At 58.2% G+C, this 17,598-nt stretch carries 11 protein-coding genes; 9 read left to right on the top strand and 2 right to left on the bottom strand.

Features of this window, described 5'->3' with window-relative positions:
• The first annotated feature begins 44 nt into the window (after positions 1-44).
• The 7 genes from ACK2JC_RS00865 to ACK2JC_RS00835 all read left to right on the top strand — a co-directional run bounded on the left by ACK2JC_RS00865 (position 45) and on the right by ACK2JC_RS00835 (position 12,356).
• A complete protein-coding gene (locus tag ACK2JC_RS00865; RefSeq protein ID WP_092360426.1) occupies positions 45-1,388 on the top strand; it encodes an NCS2 family permease in 1,344 nt (447 codons plus the stop codon).
• A gap of 33 nt (positions 1,389-1,421) precedes the next feature.
• Positions 1,422-3,182: an adenine deaminase gene (locus tag ACK2JC_RS00860; protein ID WP_411338333.1), complete on the top strand. Its 1,761-nt coding sequence runs from the start codon at positions 1,422-1,424 to the stop codon at positions 3,180-3,182.
• A gap of 233 nt (positions 3,183-3,415) precedes the next feature.
• A complete protein-coding gene (locus ACK2JC_RS00855; protein ID WP_092360428.1) occupies positions 3,416-4,174 on the top strand; it encodes a ClpP family protease in 759 nt (252 codons plus the stop codon).
• Between the two features lie 232 nt (positions 4,175-4,406).
• Entirely contained in the window at positions 4,407-7,520 is a 3,114-nt protein-coding gene (locus ACK2JC_RS00850) for an FtsK/SpoIIIE family DNA translocase (protein WP_320936495.1), read from the top strand.
• 55 nt (positions 7,521-7,575) lie between these two features.
• Positions 7,576-9,246 carry a formate--tetrahydrofolate ligase gene (locus tag ACK2JC_RS00845; RefSeq protein WP_320936470.1) on the top strand — a complete coding sequence of 557 codons (1,671 nt, stop codon included), beginning with the start codon at positions 7,576-7,578 and terminating at the stop codon, positions 9,244-9,246.
• Positions 9,247-9,426: 180 nt separating this feature from the next.
• Positions 9,427-10,923 carry a UDP-N-acetylmuramoyl-L-alanyl-D-glutamate--2,6-diaminopimelate ligase gene (locus tag ACK2JC_RS00840; protein WP_368270979.1) on the top strand — a complete coding sequence of 499 codons (1,497 nt, stop codon included), beginning with the start codon at positions 9,427-9,429 and terminating at the stop codon, positions 10,921-10,923.
• A 2-nt stretch (positions 10,924-10,925) separates the two neighbouring features.
• Entirely contained in the window at positions 10,926-12,356 is a 1,431-nt protein-coding gene (locus ACK2JC_RS00835; RefSeq protein ID WP_320936468.1) for a UDP-N-acetylmuramoyl-tripeptide--D-alanyl-D-alanine ligase, read from the top strand.
• A gap of 123 nt (positions 12,357-12,479) precedes the next feature.
• Here ACK2JC_RS00835 and ACK2JC_RS00830 read toward each other — a convergent pair whose 3' ends face one another.
• A complete protein-coding gene (locus ACK2JC_RS00830) occupies positions 12,480-12,911 on the bottom strand; it encodes a hypothetical protein (protein WP_320936467.1) in 432 nt (143 codons plus the stop codon).
• A gap of 26 nt (positions 12,912-12,937) precedes the next feature.
• On the bottom strand, positions 12,938-14,869 hold the full coding sequence (locus tag ACK2JC_RS00825; protein ID WP_368270978.1) for an FAD-dependent oxidoreductase: 1,932 nt from the start codon (positions 14,867-14,869) through the stop codon (positions 12,938-12,940).
• A 246-nt stretch (positions 14,870-15,115) separates the two neighbouring features.
• Between ACK2JC_RS00825 and ACK2JC_RS00820 the strand changes: the two genes are divergently transcribed.
• Positions 15,116-15,952 (top strand): MerR family transcriptional regulator, encoded by an 837-nt coding sequence (locus tag ACK2JC_RS00820; RefSeq protein ID WP_320936465.1) that lies wholly within the window; start codon positions 15,116-15,118, stop codon positions 15,950-15,952.
• 94 nt (positions 15,953-16,046) lie between these two features.
• Positions 16,047-17,456: an APC family permease gene (locus ACK2JC_RS00815; RefSeq protein WP_320936464.1), complete on the top strand. Its 1,410-nt coding sequence runs from the start codon at positions 16,047-16,049 to the stop codon at positions 17,454-17,456.
• Positions 17,457-17,598: the final 142 nt, after the last annotated feature.

The raw sequence follows: 17,598 nt of genomic DNA, 5'->3' as shown, positions 1-17,598 counted from the left end.
GTCTGAACCGCACAGCGCGGGAGGTGCCCGGAAAAAGAAAGGAGATGCAAACTGTGAGCAACGTGCTGGAATATTTTCAGATTCAAAAAAGAGGCTCCACCGTCCGCACTGAGGTGATTGCGGGCGCCACCACATTTGCCACCATGGCCTATATCCTCATCATTCAGCCGAAATACATGGGTGAAGCCGGCATGGACGCGGTGGGCGTGCTGCTGGCCACCGCCCTTGTGTCCGGCCTGGTCACCATTGTCATGGGCCTGGTTTCCAACATGCCCTTCGCGCTGGCCCCCGGCATGGGGTCCAATGCGGTTCTCGCCAATTCGATTGTTCTCGCCGGCATCGCATCCTGGCAGGTAGGCCTGGGAATGGTTTTCATCTCCGGCACCGTTTTCCTGCTGCTGAGTATTTTCGGGGTGCGGGAGCTGATCGTGAAGCTGATTCCCAAGGACATTAAGATCGGCATCAGCGCGGGCCTGGGCCTGTTCATCATCCGCACGGCCCTGGTCAACGCCAAGCTGGTGGCGGAGAATTTTAAAGGTCTGGGGGATTTTTCCCAGCCCTCCGTAGCGCTGGCCGGCATCGGCCTTATCATCTGTCTGGTTCTCAACTACGCCCGTTTTACCATCAAAGGGCGCACCTACAAGATCCGCGGCGCCATTCTGCTGGGGATCATCATTACCACGGTCCTGGGCCTGATCATGGGCGTTGTGAAATTCCCGGAAAGCATTTTTACCAAAGGCGCGCTCTCATCCCTGGGCAACGTGGCCTTCAAGGCGGACGTGCTGGGGGCCCTGCGGCCGGAGTACATCGCCTTCATGCTGGCATTTTTTATCAGCGATTTCTTTTCCACTCTGGGCACGGCCCTGGGATTGGCGAACAAGGCGGGAATGATGGATGAGAACGGCAATTTCCCACTGATTGGAAAGGTCTTCCTGGTGGACTCCATGGGAACGATTACAGGGGCCGTCATGGGCCTTTCCGTGGTCACCACGTATGTGGAGAGCGCCACCGGCGTGGAGGTGGGCGGACGCACCGGCCTGGCCTCCGTGGTGACGGGCCTGCTGTTTATCGCGGCGGTATTTTTCGCCCCGCTGTTTCTCATGATCCCCACGGCCGCAACATCCCCGGCGCTGATTTTGATTGGAATTTCCATGATGAACGGACTCAAATCAGTGGATTTCGATCCGCTGAAGTGGACGCCGGTGGCGATTTTGATGATCGGAAGCCTGTTCGGCGGAACCCCAAAGGGCATCGCCATCGGGTTAGTCACCTACTGCATCGTAAACATTATGTACTACACGTTCACGGATGAGCGGAGCAAGGAAACGCTGCCATCTCTGTTTACCATTGTGCTGGCGCTGTTGACCTGCCTGCAGTTCTTCATTTAACGCCAGACACGGAAGATGAAAGGAGGTAATCGTTTGAGAGCAATTCAAAATCCGGACCGCAGCAGACTGATAGCGGCGGCGATGCAGCGGATTCCCTGTGATCTGACCATTCAAAATATCCGTCTGGTCAATGTGATCACCGGGGAAATCTATCCCGCCGAAGTGGACGTGCTGGACGGCGTGATCGTGCGCGTGCGGGAGGGGGAGATGACGGCCGTGCCGTCAGGAACGGTTTATGACGGCCGCGGCGCATACCTGATGCCCGGCTTTATCGACATCCATATGCATGTGGAGAGCACCATGCTCACCCCCGGGGAATTCGGAAGGGCGGCGGTGCTTTGCGGAACCACCGCGGTTTTCGTGGACCCCCACGAGATCGCCAACGTCATGGGGATTTCCGGCGTGGAGTATATGCTGGAGGACGCCAGGCGGTCGCCTGTGCGTCAGTTTAACCTGGCCTCATCCTGCGTGCCCTCCGTACCCGGGTTGGAAGGCTCCGGCGCCAGTTTCGGCCCGGAGGAGATTGCGATGCTCCTGGACCGGGAGGGAGTTGTGGGCATCGCGGAGGTGATGGATGTGTTGAGCGTGGTCAATGATGCGCAGCGCATGCACGGCATTCTCGCGGAGGGACTGCGGCGGGACGTTCTGATCCAGGGACATGCGCCACGGGTCTACGGAAAGGAGCTGGCCGCCTATATCCTGGGAGGTCCCACGGACAATCATTCCGGGCGGACCGCCAGGGAGTGCTGCGAAAACCTGCGGGCCGGACTTCACGTGAACCTGCAGGCCAGCTCGCTTTCCAGCGGGAGCCTGCCGGAGATGCTGCAGGGGCTGCGGGGCCACCGTTACCATGATAATGTTTCCCTTTGCACCGACGATGTTCACGCCAAGGATCTGCTGGAGACGGGCCATATCAACCGCATTATGAAAAAACTGATCGAGCTGGGCGTGGACCCGATGGACGCCATACGCTGGGGCACGTACAACGCGGCCAGGGAGGCTGGGATGGCGGATCTGGGCGCCGTGGCTCCCGGTTATGCCGCGGACCTGCAGCTGGTGGAGGAGCTGGATGGACGCAATCCTTTCGCCGTCTTTGTGGGCGGAAAACTGATGTGTGAGGACGGCAGACTGTGCGCAGGACCGTCCGGCGCGGAAAAAATCCCATTCCCCAACACGGTGCAGCTGTCCTGGCTGCGGGGGGAGGAGGATTTCTATCTGGCGCCTCCGGGGCCGGACAGCCTGGTATGCATCGTTCCCTGCAACGAGGCGGGCCGGGCTCTGTCTGAGCCGCTGTACGAGAGGCTGCCGGTGAAGAATGGGAGAATCGATCTCACGGGCCGGGAGGAGCTTTGCTTTTTAAGCGTCTGCAACCGGCACGGCGCCCAGGACCGGACGATCTGTGTATTTCAAAACTTCGGCCTGGAGCGCGGCGCGGTGGCTTCCACGGTCTCCCACGACAGCCACAATTTTACCGTGGCCTACAAAAATCCGGAAGATGCCCTTATTGCTGCCAACTATCTTCAGGAGGTGGGCGGTGGAATGTGCGCGGTGCTGGACGGCCAGGTGCTGGCCGGGCTTCCGCTTCCGGTGGCCGGACTGATGTCCCAGCTTCCCTGCCATGAGCTGATGGAGCAGATCAGCGCTCTGGAGAAGGCGGTGGGACAGGTCTGCAAGAGTGATAAGATGATGATGCGGATCGCCATCAGCTCTCTGCTGGCGGCGCCTATTCTCTGCATCAGCGACCGCGGACTGGTGGACGGCCGCACCCAGACGTTTGTGGAGCTATTCAAATAGTAGGTTCCATTTAACCTTCATTTTGATCATACCGGGGCTGCTGCCGAATTTATGAAATTCAGGCTGCAGCCCCGTTTTAAGCGCCGTTTCCGGGAAGCGGGCCTTAAAATGTCCTGCGCAGCCCACAACGCCGCCATGCATATTTTCCCGCGCCCGGCGCAGACTATTCCCTGAACAGCCGCAGACCCTTAAAACGGTCTGAGGCGGCAGAACGAGGAAAGGAAGATAAGGCCATGGCGCAGGATAAGAGCAAAAATAAAAAGAAAAACGCGGTTGTGGACAACAACGGCGGACAGGACAATACACAGGAGAAGATAAACGAGAAGGACATCGAGGCCAAGGAAGATCAGAAGTTGGAGGAGTACGGCCAGATGACCCTGGAAGAAAACAGGAGGCATCGGAAAATCCATCTGATCACCATCATCGGCGAGGTGGAGGGCCACGAGAACCTGTCCGGCAACAGCAAAGCCACCAAATACGACCACGTGCTGCCCCAGCTGGCCCAGATTGAGGACGACGACACCGTGGACGGCCTTTTGGTGCTGCTCAACACCTCCGGCGGGGATGTGGACGCGGGTCTGGCCATCGCGGAGATGATCGCCTCACTGTCCATGCCCACGGTCTCCCTGGTGCTGGGCGGAAGCCATTCCATCGGCGTGCCCCTGGCGGTCTCCACCAACTACTCCTTTATTGTGCCCTCGGGAACCATGATGATTCATCCCGTGCGCATGTCCGGCATGGTGATCGGCAGTTCCCAGACGTATGAGTATTTTGCCATGATCGAGGACCGGATTCTGAATTTCGTGGAGAGCCACGCCCGCATCGCCTACGATCAGCTGAAGGAACTCATGCACAACACCGAGATGCTCACCCGCGATCTGGGCACCGTTCTGGTGGGAAAAGAGGCCGTGGAAGCCGGGCTGATCGACGAGGTAGGGGGCATCAAGGAAGCGCTGCACAAACTCTATCAGATGATCGACGCGAAAAATTAAATGCCTTGGCGTTGCATTTCCCCGGATTTTTTTGTATACTATATACTAACTGGGCTTATGCCCGGAGACGTGTATAGAATGACGGGAGGCTGATTTCGTGGCTGATTCAAATCGTAAAAGGCAGAGCACACCAAAGAATACAGGGAAAAGCACAAGAGGTGCGGGAACGTCCAGGAAGGGCGGTTCCGGGGCGAAGAGAAGCCAGGGAAAGTCAGCGAATACAGAACAGGATATGGGATTTTTGAGAGCAGAAGTGGTCGTCATCTGCTCTTTTGCTGTTGCAGTGCTGTTGTTTCTCAGCAATTTCCGGCTCTGCGGCGTGGTGGGCGAAGCCCTGCGCCGGGCGCAGCTGGGAGTTTTTGGCATGGTGGGCTTTCTGGTGCCCATTCTGTTGTTTGTGGGGACATGCTTTCACATGTCGAATGAGGGAAATATCCATGCGGCGCTGAAGCTGGGCGCGGTGATCCTGGCCGTGATCACGGTCTGCGGCCTGCTGCAGCTTATGTTCGGCTCCACGCCCGACGGCGCCAAGTGGATGGAGTATTACAAGCAGTCCGCGGACACAGGCCGGGGCGGCGGATGGCTGGGCGGCGTGCTGGCCTCCTTGCTGACCGTGGCGCTGGGACGGGCCGGAGCCTACCTGGTGCTCTTTGTGGTATTGATTATCTGCGCGGTCTGCATCACGGAGAAATCCTTTGTTTCCGTGGTCCGGTCCGGCGGGGACAAGGCGTACCACTATGCCAGGGAAGATATGGAGCGCAGGCGCGAAAACCACGCCAGACGGCAGGAGGAGCGCAGGCAGGAGCGGGAGGAGCAGATGGTGCGCGGCGTCAATTTAGAGGCCACCAGGCTCACTGATCCCAGGGATCTGCCGGATATTATGGAAGATGAGGAACCGGAGAACATTGGATACGAATCGGCCCAGGGGGGCGCGGCTCCGGCTGCGGCCGCCGCGGATGTGTTCCGGGGGCAGATCAATCTGCCGCCGGAGTATCAGGGCGGAGAGCAGGAGCTGCCCTATGAGACCGACGATGTGGCCGTGCTGGCGGATTCTATCGAACGCCACCAGAAGCCCGCTGCCCCGGTGAAGGGAACCGGCAGGGAGCGGACGGCCACCCCGGCCAGGGAGCCAGCGGACGCGTATCTGTTACATAGGGAGGACGGAGAGGAGACGATCCGGCTTCCCAGAGACCACAGAACCCTGGGAGAGATGGAGTTTGTGGAGGACGGCTACAGAGAGCCGGGGATGAGGACCGCGGAAGCGGAACCTGGGGCCAGGCCGGATTTCCTGCAGGATATCTCGGAGGAAGCGCCTTTCGAGGAGGATATTCCTCCCTTTGAGGAGCCGGTGGTCCGGGTGAGCCTGGATGTTCCTGTGGGCAGGCAGGAAAAACTTTATGGGGAGGGCTTGTCCGGTGAGGAGGACCTGTCCGGCGTTAAGGGCGTGTCTTATGCGGGGGAAACGTCTTACGCGGAGGGCCTGTCCGGCGTTGCGGGAACGGCTTACGCGGAAGGCCTGTCCGGCGCGGAGGGAACATCCGGTCCGGAGAAAACGCCATATGCGGCAAAAACAGGCGGCCGGGAGGAAAACACGGTTTACGAGGATACCGCTCCCTGGGAGACGGCTGGATCCGGGGCCGGGATGCTCTCGGTTCAGGAGGACGACTACAGCCAGGATCATTCGGAGCAGGGCGTAAATTACGACAGCATCTTTGTGCCGGAGGAGCCCAAGCGGGTGGTGACGGCAGGCGGCAAGGTGATTGAGACCGAAACCGAGCTGTTGCAGAAAAAGCTTGAGAAGAAGCGACAGGCCGCGGCTACGGCCAGCGAGAGCGTGGAGGTGGCCGAGGAGATCCGCAAGGAGGAAGAGGTGGTGAAAAAGGAGTACATTTTCCCGCCCACCACCCTGTTAAAGCGCGGGAACCGCAATGCAGGCGCATTTTCCCAGAACGAATACAAGGCCACAGCCATCAAACTGCAGCAGACCCTGCGCAACTTCGGCGTGGGCGTGACCGTGACCAATATCAGCTGCGGACCGGCGGTGACCCGCTACGAGCTGCTGCCTGAGCAGGGCGTGAAGGTCAGCAAGATCGTGGGTCTGACCGACGACATCAAGCTGAACCTGGCAGCCGCGGACATCCGCATCGAGGCCCCCATCCCCGGCAAATCCGCCGTGGGCATCGAGGTGCCGAACAAGGAAAACAACGTGGTTTATCTGCGGGAACTGCTGGAGTCCGACAATTTCCAGAACCACAAGTCCCGTCTGGCCTTTGCGGTGGGTAAGGACATCGGCGGCCAGGTGGTGGTGACGGACATCGGCAAGATGCCCCACCTTTTGATCGCGGGCGCCACCGGCTCCGGTAAATCCGTGTGTATCAACACGCTGATCATGAGTATTATCTTCAAGTCCAAACCTGAGGACGTGAAACTGATCATGGTGGACCCCAAGGTGGTGGAGCTCAGCGTCTACAACGGCATCCCCCATCTGCTGATCCCGGTGGTTACGGACCCGAAAAAGGCTTCCGGCGCGTTAAACTGGGCCGTGGCTGAGATGGAGGACCGCTACAAGAAGTTCGCCTCCTGCAATGTCCGGGATCTGAAGGGCTACAACGACCGGGTGGAGAAGCTGAAGGACGTGGAGAGCGACAACAAGCCGACCAAGCTTCCCCAGATCGTGATTATCATCGACGAGCTGGCGGACCTGATGATGGTGGCCCCCGGCGAGGTGGAGGAGTCCATCTGCCGTCTGGCCCAGCTGGCAAGAGCTGCGGGAATCCATCTGGTGATCGCAACCCAGCGCCCGTCGGTGAACGTGATCACCGGCCTGATCAAGGCCAACGTGCCGTCGCGAATCGCATTTTCCGTGTCCTCGGGGGTGGACTCCAGGACCATTATCGATATGAACGGAGCCGAGAAGCTTCTGGGCAAGGGCGACATGCTCTTTTACCCGGCGGGCTTCCCCAAACCTCAGCGTGTGCAGGGCGCTTTCGTGTCCGACGAGGAGGTGGGCCGGGTGGTGGAATTCCTCACCGAGCAGGGTCTGACGGCCCAGTACAGCCCGGAGGTGGAGAACCGGATCGCCTCCCCTGCGGCGGAGAGCGCCGGGAGCAAGGCGGACGACGGGCGGGATGAGTATTTCGTCCAGGCCGGACAGCTGATCATCGACAAGGACAAGGCTTCCATCGGCATGCTGCAGCGCATGTTCAAGATCGGCTTTAACCGGGCGGCCCGCATCATGGACCAGCTGGCCGAGGCCGGCGTGGTGGGCGAGGAGGAAGGCACCAAGCCCAGAAAAGTATTGATGAGTCCTGAACAGTTCCAGGAATTCCTGGAGCAGGGCAGATAGATGATGTTCACGGATCAATCCATGGTCAACACTAACATTAAGGAGGAAAAGCGGCATGAAGTCAGATATTGAGATCGCACAGGAGGCGCGGATGCTTCCCATCAAAGAGGTGGCTAAGTCCTATGGAATCGGGGAGGACGATCTGGAGCTCTACGGCAAGTACAAGGCCAAGCTCACAGACGATCTGTGGGAGCAGGTGAAGGACCGCCCGGACGGAAAACTGGTGCTGGTGACCGCCATCAACCCCACCCCGGCGGGCGAGGGTAAGACCACCACCACCGTGGGTCTGGGAGAAGCGTTCGGTGTGATGAAAAAGAGCGCAATTATCGCGCTGCGGGAGCCATCTTTAGGGCCGTGCTTTGGCATCAAGGGCGGAGCGGCCGGGGGCGGGTACGCCCAGGTGGTTCCCATGGAGGACTTAAATCTGCACTTTACCGGCGATTTCCACGCCATCACCTCCGCCAACAACCTGCTGGCGGCGCTGCTGGACAATCACATCCAGCAGGGCAACGCCCTGGGCATCGATCCCCGCCAGGTGCAGTGGAAGCGCTGTGAGGACATGAACGACCGTGCGCTGCGAAACGTGGTCATCGGCCTTGGCGCAAAGGCGGACGGAATGGTGCGCGAGGACCATTTTGTGATCACCGTGGCCTCCGAGATCATGGCGATTCTCTGCCTGGCAGCGGATATGAAGGACTTAAAGGAGCGCCTTGGCCGGATTATCGTGGCTTACAACTTTGCCGGCGAGCCGGTGACCGCGGCGGACTTACGCGCGGTGGGCTCCATGGCCGCCCTGTTAAAGGACGCGTTAAAGCCCAACCTGATTCAGACCCTGGAGCACACCGGCGTGCTGGTACACGGCGGCCCCTTCGCCAATATCGCCCACGGCTGCAACAGCGTCAGAGCCACCCGCACGGCGCTGAAGCTGGCGGACATCGTGGTGACCGAGGCGGGCTTCGGCGCGGACCTGGGCGCTGAGAAGTTCCTGGACATCAAGTGCCGCATGGCCGGGCTGAAGCCCGACGCGGTGGTGCTGGTGGCCACGGTGCGCGCCCTCAAATACAACGGCGGCGTGCCCAAGGACCAGCTCTCAACCGAGAACCTGGACGCCTTAAAGCGGGGCATTGTGAACCTGGAGAAGCACATCGAGAACATCCAGAAGTTCGGCGTTCCGGTGGTCGTGACCTTAAATTCCTTCACCTCCGACACGGAGGCGGAATATGAATATATTAAGCATTTCTGCGAGCAGAGGGGCTGTGATTTCGCACTCAGCGAGGTCTGGGCCAAGGGCGGAGAGGGCGGAATCGCCCTGGCCGGGAAGGTTCTCGAGACCCTGGAGAAGAAGCAGAGCAACTTTAAGGTGCTCTATCCCGACGAGATGAGTCTGAAGGAGAAGATCGGCACCATCGCCGCCGAGGTTTACGGCGCGGACGGCGTGACCTACGCGCCGGCGGCTGAGAAGGCGTTAAAGCGCATCACCGAGATGGGCTACGGAAACCTTCCGGTCTGCATGGCCAAAACCCAGTATTCCCTGTCCGACGACCAGACCAAGCTGGGCAGGCCCACCGGGTTTAAGATCAACGTGCGCGACGCCTACGTGTCCGCGGGCGCAGGCTTTGTGGTGGCCCTCACCGGCTCCATTATGACCATGCCCGGGCTTCCCAAGAAACCGGCGGCCGAGGGGATCGATGTGGACGAGAGCGGAAAGATTACCGGGCTGTTTTAATCCGGACATGGGTGTGCCGTCCCGGACCCGCCACGGAAGGGCCGCCGGAAGTTTGACCGGCCGTCCTGCCACGGGTGGCTCACCCCTGTCATCCCCCCGCAACACGCGCCCCGGGGGAGCGCAGGCCGCTTTAGAACTGGCCGAATCCCCGATGATTTCTAAGAAAAGAGGACATTCCGTATGGTATTGAGCGATTGGCTGGAAGGACTGGATTACGAGCTGCTGCAGGGCAGCCTGGAGGTACAGGTATCGGACGTCTCCTATGACTCCAGAAAGGCAAAAGAGGGCGACGTGTTCGTGTGCATGACCGGAACCCGCGTGGACTCCCACCTGTTTATTCCCCAGGTGGAGGAGGCGGGGGTCAGGGGCATTGTGATCGAACGCCCCCTTAAGGAGCTGCTGAAGGCCGTTTCGCCCCAGGTGACGGTGCTCAGGGTAAAGGATGGCCGCCGGGCTCTGGCGCTGCTCTCAGCCGCCCGGTTCGGTTATCCTGCGAGAAAGATGATCACCGTGGGCGTCACCGGCACAAAGGGGAAAACCACCACCACCCATATGATCAAAGCCATACTGGAGGCGGCGGGGAAGAAGGTGGGCATGATCGGCACCAACGGCACCGTGATCGGCAACCGGGTGACGCCCAACCTGAATACCACGCCCGAGTCCTACCAGCTCCATCAGGCCTTCGCGGACATGGTGGAGGCGGGCTGCGAGTACATGATCATGGAGGTGTCCTCCCAGGGCATCAAAATGCACCGGACCGACGGCCTGTTCTTTGATTACGGCCTGTTTACCAACATATCCCCGGACCACATCGGACCTGACGAGCACGCGGATTTTGCGGAATACCTCTACTACAAATCCCGGCTGATGACCATGTGTAAGGTGGGGCTGGTAAACCGTGGGGATGAACACTATGAGGGTATCGTGAAGGATGCGTCCTGCCGCCTCTATACCTACCGGGTGGCGGTGGAAGACGGAGCAGCCGCAGATTTCGAGGCCCGGAATATCCGCTACGTTGCGGAGGAGAATTTCGTGGGCACGGAGTTCGACGTGACCGGCCGCCTGTCCATGGACGTGCGCCTGGGCATCCCGGGCCTGTTCAACGTGGACAACGCCCTGGCGGCCATGAGCCTGTGCAGCTTCATGGGCCTGGACAAACAGCGTATGAGCCACGCCCTGGAGCACATCCGAATCAACGGCCGTATGGAGATCGTGCACACCTCCAGGCGCTGTACCGTGCTGGTGGATTACGCCCACAACGCGGTGAGCATGGAAAGCCTGCTTGCCACCCTGCGCAACTATCATCCCAAACGCCTGGTCTGTGTGTTCGGCTGCGGCGGAAACCGCTCCAAGGACCGCCGGTATTCCATGGGAGAGATCGGCGGGAGAATGGCGGATCTGTGTATTCTGACGGCGGACAATTCACGTTATGAGAAGCCGGAGGACATCATCGCAGATATCCGTTCCAGCATCGAGAAAACCGGCGGGGCCTTCGTGGAGATCCCGGACCGCCGCCAGGCCATCGAGTACAGCATAAAGAACGCCCTGCCCGGCGACATGATCGCCGTGATCGGAAAGGGACACGAGGATTACCAGGAAATCTGCGGCGTGCGCCATCATTTCCTGGACCGCGAGGTGATCGAGGAGACGGTAAAAAAACTGGGAGAGAGGGCCTGAGCATGGAACATATACGGGTAAAACAGGTTGTGGAGGCGGCAAATGGCCGCCTTCTCTGCGGAAATGAGGACCAGGCCCTGGCTAACATCAGCCTGGATTCCAGAAATATGAGCGGGCTGGACCTGTTCGTCCCCATTGTGGGGGAGAAGGTGGACGCCCACCGGTTCATCTGCCAGGCCATCGGAAACGGCGCGGTGGCGGTATTCACCAGCGCCCATCGGGACGCGGCCCAGGTAGAGGAAGCCATTGCGGACTGGGAGAGCCGCGGAAACGACGGGACAGCGGCCAGGAAAGCCGCCTGGATCGCCGTGGAAGACACCAAAGCGGCCCTCCAGAGACTGGGAAAATACTGCCGGGACCGGATTCGCATCCCTCTGGTGGGCATCACAGGCAGCGTGGGCAAGACTACCACCCGGGAGATGATCGCCGCGGCCCTCAGCGCAGGCTACGCGGTTTACCGGACTCCGGGTAATTCCAACAGCCAGGTGGGCGTGCCCATTACCATGAGCTCGATCCCGTCGGAGGCCGGGATCGCGGTGATCGAGCTGGGCATGAGCGAACCGGGGGAGATGGAGAAGATCGCCCGGGTGGCCTGTGTGGACAGCGCGGTGGTGACCAATATCGGCATCGCCCACATTGAGCAGCTGGGTTCCCAGGAGAACATCCTGCGGGAGAAGCTGCACATCCAGGACGGCATGAACCCGGAGGGAATCCTCTTTGTCAACGGGGACGATCCGCTGCTGGCGGACATTCAGGCCGAAGGAGGGCGGCGTACCATCCGCTACGGCATGTCCGACGGGTGCGAATACCGGGCCGAAGACGTGCGGCTGGACGAGGGTTATCCGGTGTTCACCGCGGTCCATGGGGAGAAACGCACGCCCGCCCGGCTTCAGGTCATGGGCACCCACATGGTGGGCAACGCCATGGCGGCGCTGGCCGTGGCCGCAGAGTACGGTGTGGATATGGAGGCGGCTGCCAGGAAGCTGGGGGAGTTCGGAGGTTATAAAGGCAGGCAGCAGATCCACGAGTTTCAGGGCATGACCATCATCGACGACAGCTATAACGCCAGCCCGGTCTCCATGAAGGCCGGTTTGGAGGTGCTTTCCTCCATGAAACCCGGCGCCAGGAAGATTGCAGTCCTGGCGGATATGAAGGAGCTTGGGCCGGACACCGTGGAATTTCACCGGGAGATCGGCCGCTATATCGCCGAACATCCGGTGGACCAGGTGCTTCTCTACGGAGAGCTGGCCGCGGCCATTGGGCAGGGTATCCGGGAGGCGGGCGGCCAATCCCCATTCCAGCTCTGCGATAACCTGGAACAGGTGGAGGAGTGGCTGAAGCGGGAGGCAAAAAACGGGGACTGCATTCTCTTTAAGGGCTCCAACAGCATGAAGCTGGGGGAAGCGGTGGCGGAATTTATGGGGCAAAACTGATTGTGAATGCCGCGTAAGCGTCCGCAGGCTGCGCCAGCGCCCCGCTATGTTTGAAATGACAAGAAAAATGACAAGAGCCGGACAATTCATACCATGTCCGGCTCTTTCTGGATGGATCAGAACTTATTTAGATGTCAACACTACGGCGAAATGCTCACACAGCGGCATAAAGATAATAAGCACCAGATAACCGGCCGCCAGGAGATAAGGCAGCGCGCGGGGCCAGACGGCCAGTATGGACCCTCCCACTGCCACGAACTGGCAGAAGAAGCTGATGCAGGTGATCAGTACAAGTCCGCCGACAGCCGTGGAGATCAGATGGCAGCCCAGCTTATTCTTAATTCCCAGGTATTTGGTAAACATTTTCCTCCAGGCGGGAGCCGGAATCAAATCGCAGATGGTATAACCCACCGCCATGCTGACCACAAAGCTCTGGACAAACGCCAGGGGCTGTATCGCTCCGGCCATGGAGAGCCCCACAGCCGTCAAGGCCAGGCCCAATGCGACGTTGATCAGAAAGTTGATGATTTGGCCAAAATGCTGTTTTCCTATCATATGTTTCTCCTCTCTGAATGCCGTTTTCAGGCGTAGTATCCGGCGTTAAAGCCTTCGCGTGAGGCCTGAATCGCCTGTCTGGCCTGAACCGCATCGCCCACAATCACCGTCTCGCAGATGCCGTCCAGTTCCTCCTTCAGAGGGCAGAAGGCCCTGGTGCCGATGGCCAGCACAACGGTGTCGCACGGAAACAGAGTGACGGTGTCACCTTGTTTTAACAGAGCGCCCTCCGCCGTAACCCCGGCCAGGCTGGTTTTGGTCAAAATATCCACGTAACAGCGGTTCAGGCAGTCCTTCAAGTCGTCCCGGATTCCGGCTTCCATGTCAAGGGCGATTTCATCCCGCATCTCAATCACCGTTACCTTGGATTTACATTGCATTCCTAGGTAAGCGGCTGTCTCGGAACCGACCATTCCGCCCCCCGCCACCAGGACGTTCATACCCGTGTCGGATCTGCCGAGGAGAACATCCTCCGCCAGGACCACGTTTTCATTTTCGATTCCGGGAACCTGGGGGATAACCGGCGCTGCGCCGGTGGCCAGGATAACCTTATCCGGCTTTCCGTCCCGGACCATCTGAGCGGTCAACTCCGTGTTCAGGTGCAGGTGGATGTTGTCGTGCTTCATCATCTCACGGTAAAGCCAGGCCGTGTAGGTGGCAAATTCCCCTTTGTAAGGAGGGTAGGAGGCGGAAATGAACTGTCCGCCCACGGTGTTTCTTTTCTCAAACAGTTCAACCTGGTGCCCTCTGAGGGCGGCCCCTCTTGCCGCTTCCATCCCTGCGATTCCAGCTCCCACAATATAGAGTTTCTTAAGGGCCGGCGCCTTGGAATAATCCAGCTCATATTCGTGACCGAGTTCGGGGTTGACTATACAATAAATGGGAACGCCCTGGTAGGTGGAAGCGGTGCAGCCCTGGAGACATCCGATGCATTGGCGGATATCATTACAGCGCCCGTTTGCAGCTTTCTCCGGCCAGTGGGGATCCGCAAGGGAGGCGCGTCCCATGGCGACGAAGTCGGCTTTGCCTGAGGCAATGATGTCCTCCGCCATACAAGGATCGGAAACCCGCCCAACCGTAATGACGGGGATGTTCAGGAAACGTTTTGCCTCGGCTGCAAAATCTGCGTTCCAACCGTGATGCTGGAAAAAGGAAGCTACGATGCCAAGGGAGGAGCGCACGCCGTACATGCCGTTGGATAAATGAATGGCATCCGCGCCCATTTCCTCCATATCCCGCAGCATCTGGCGGCTCTCACACATGCCGCGCCCTCCTTCAGAATTTTCCTGGGCGGAGAAACGGATGATTACCGGGTAATCCGCTCCGACCTGGCCGCGGATTTCACTGAAAATTTCGCGCAAAAAACGCATGCGGTTGTCATAGGTTCCGCCGTATTCATCGATCCTGTGGTTACAGTTGGGGGATAAAAACTCATGAATCAGATAACCGTGAGCCGCATGGATCTCAACTCCGTCAAAACCGGCTTTTTTCGCGTTCAGAGCGGTGACGCCGAAATCCTTTACCAGCTGCCGGATCTCACTGACTGTCAGCTCCCGTGGGATTTCCTTATTCCATGGACAGGGGATCGGGGAACAGGAAACGGGCTGCATGCCGCCGTTAACCTGGCGGTTGGCCTGTCGGCCCGCGTGGTAAATCTGGCAGAAAATTTTGGCGCCGTGCTGATGAATGGCATCGGTGAGCCGTCTGTGGCTGGGAATCTGCTCCTCCTTCCACAGCCCTGCCACAGCCGGATAACCGGCGGCATGCTCGTTAACCCGGTAATCTTCGGTTATAATTAATCCCCATCCGCCCTTGGCTTTCTCTTCGTGATAGCGGATATACTGCTCCGTGGCCTCGCCGTCCGGGCACATGTTGGCAACCATGGCCGGCACCACGAGCCGGTTAGGAATTTCACAATTTCCGATGGCGAAAGGTGTAAAAATTTGTTGGATTTTCATTTTAAGTCCTCCTGCTTGATTTGATGAATGGATTATAAACCCTATGGTTTTTGTTAAGTCAACCCATAGCGGGAACTGAAAATTCAACAAAAATCCATGTGATTTTATTAACAAAATCTGGATTCTATTGTATACTAAGTCTAAACCGTGAAGATTCAGCCGGACAAACTCGACAGCGGCTATCGGGTTTTGGGAGATTCCGGTAAACTTGCAGTCCGCAGTTTTTTGGAGAAACGAGGGGGAACAATGGAGGAGAAATATAAGATCGGCACCATATCCAAACTGCTGGGTATACCCATACAGACGTTACATTATTTTGAGACATGCGGCTTTGTGACGCCCAGCAAAGACAGTAAAAGCAATTACCGCTACTATGATGCGTGGGATGTGAATTTTTTGCTTGACAGCCGCTACCTGCGTTCTTTTGAGTTTACCAACCAGGAAATCGAGGAGATGATCAACCGGGACGATTTCCAGGCGTTGAATCAGAGGTTTGCTAACCGGGAGCGAAGTCTTTTGGAGCTGATTCAGCATTATCAGGATATCCTGGACGAAGTGCATCATGAAAAGGAGCGGATCGGCAGGTATCAGGATTATCTGGGAGTTTTCAAGCCGGAGAAAAGCCCGGGGGTATTTTTCAATCCATACCGGAAAAATAACGATTTCAAGGCCTTGGCCAAGGGGGGAAGCGCAGTGCCGGACATCACCCAGTGGCTGGACAACATGCCCTTTGTCAAGGCCACCTTCCAGATTCCGGGGGACTCGCTGGCTTCCCGAAAACAGGATGACATCGAATACATCTGGGGGTTCTCGGTTTCCACAAAGAAGGTGAGACAGCTGCCGTTAATCGTGAACGAAAATGCGTTATACTGCCCTCCCAGACAGTGCCTGTATACAGTTTTTAAGGCATACGGAAGAAATACATTCACCGCCTGCTTTTATGAGCAGGTGATGAAACCCATCTGGGACATGGGGTACGAGGTGTGGGAGCCGCCGCTGGGAAGGCTTCTGATGCGCATACATGAAAATGAGGTATTTACCAGATATTTTGAGGTTTGGGTTCCGGTGGAGCCCAGGATGTAACGGAAAGCTCGCCGCAGCGCGTATATCATGGGCCTGATCCGGGGTAAACTGTTTCCATACAGACCATACTTTGGAACCAAAGGAGACTTGATATATGCAGCAGCAGAACGGTGAAAAGAAAATACTGTGGTACAGCCTGGCCTTCATGGCCTTTTCCACAGTCTGGGGATTCGGAAATGTGATCAACGGCTTCTCGGAGTACGGCGGCTTAAAGGCCATTGTCAGCTGGATCCTGATATTTGCGATCTATTTTGTGCCCTACGCCCTGATGGTGGGCGAGCTGGGCAGCGCTTTTAAAAATGCCGGGGGCGGCGTCAGCTCCTGGATTCACGAGACCATCGGCCCGCGGATGGCCTACTATGCGGGCTGGACCTACTGGGTGGTGCACATGCCTTACATTTCCCAGAAGCCCTCGGCTGCGGTGATCGCGGCCAGCTGGGCCGTGTTTCAGGACAAGCGGGCCAGCGACATGAACACCACGGTGCTGCAGCTGGTCTGCCTGGTGATTTTCCTCTTCGCCATGTACCTGGCGGGCAAGGGCGTGAACATGCTCAAGCAGCTGTCCACCCTGGCCGGTTCCGCCATGTTTATCATGTCCATGCTGTTTGTGGTTATGATGCTGGGGGCGCCCTTTATCACCGACCAGGGGATTCTGGATATCGACTGGTCCGTCAGGACCTTTATGCCAACCTTTGACGCCAAATTTTTCATGGGTCTCTCCATCCTGGTATTTGCGGTGGGCGGCTGCGAGAAGATTTCCCCCTACGTCAATAAAATGAAGGATCCGTCCCGGGATTTCTCCAAGGGAATGGTGGCGTTGGCCGTGATGGTGGCGCTGACCGCCATTTTGGGCACCATCGCCCTGGGTATGATGTTCGATTCCAACCATATTCCCCAGGATCTGATGACCAACGGGGCCTACTACGCGTTCCAGCGGCTGGGGGAATACTACCATATGGGCAATTTCTTTGTGATCGTCTACGCCCTGACCAACCTGGTAGGCCAGTTTTCCGTCATGGTGCTGTCCATCGACGCGCCCCTTCGGATGCTGCTTGAGAGCGCGGACCGGGACTATATCCCGGAAAAACTGTTTGTGAAAAATGAGAATGGGGCGTATACTAATGGACATAAGCTGGTCATGGCCATCGTGGCCGTGCTGATCGTTGTCCCGGCCTTCGGCATCAAGAATGTGGACGTGCTGGTGCGCTGGCTGATCAAGGTGAATTCCGTGTGCATGCCCCTGCGTTATCTGTGGGTGTTTGTGGCCTACATCGCCCTAAAACGGGCGGGCGACAGGTTTCCGGCCGCCTACCGCTTTGTGCGGGGAAGAGGTCTTGGGATCTTTTTCGGGGTCTGGTGTTTTGTATTCACGGCGTTTGCCTGCATTACGGGCATCTACTCGGAGGACCCGTTCCAGCTTGTGCTCAATATCGTTACGCCGTTTCTGTTAGTGGGGCTGGGATTTATTCTTCCCCGCATGGCAGGGAAAGAGCAGCGGGGGTAGAGAGAGGCGTTGAAACCGGCCAGGGGCGGAAACATGACAGCCCCGTCCGCTGTGATCAGAGACGAATACTCCGCGGGCGGCCGTCAGGATCAGGAACTCCATACCCTGACGCGCTGCTGCGGAAATAAAAGGAGAGTTGACA

Origin of the sequence: Enterocloster lavalensis (genome assembly GCF_046603895.1) — a bacterium.
GTDB lineage: Bacteria > Bacillota > Clostridia > Lachnospirales > Lachnospiraceae > Enterocloster > Enterocloster lavalensis.
This window is presented reverse-complemented; position numbering and strand designations above follow the sequence as displayed.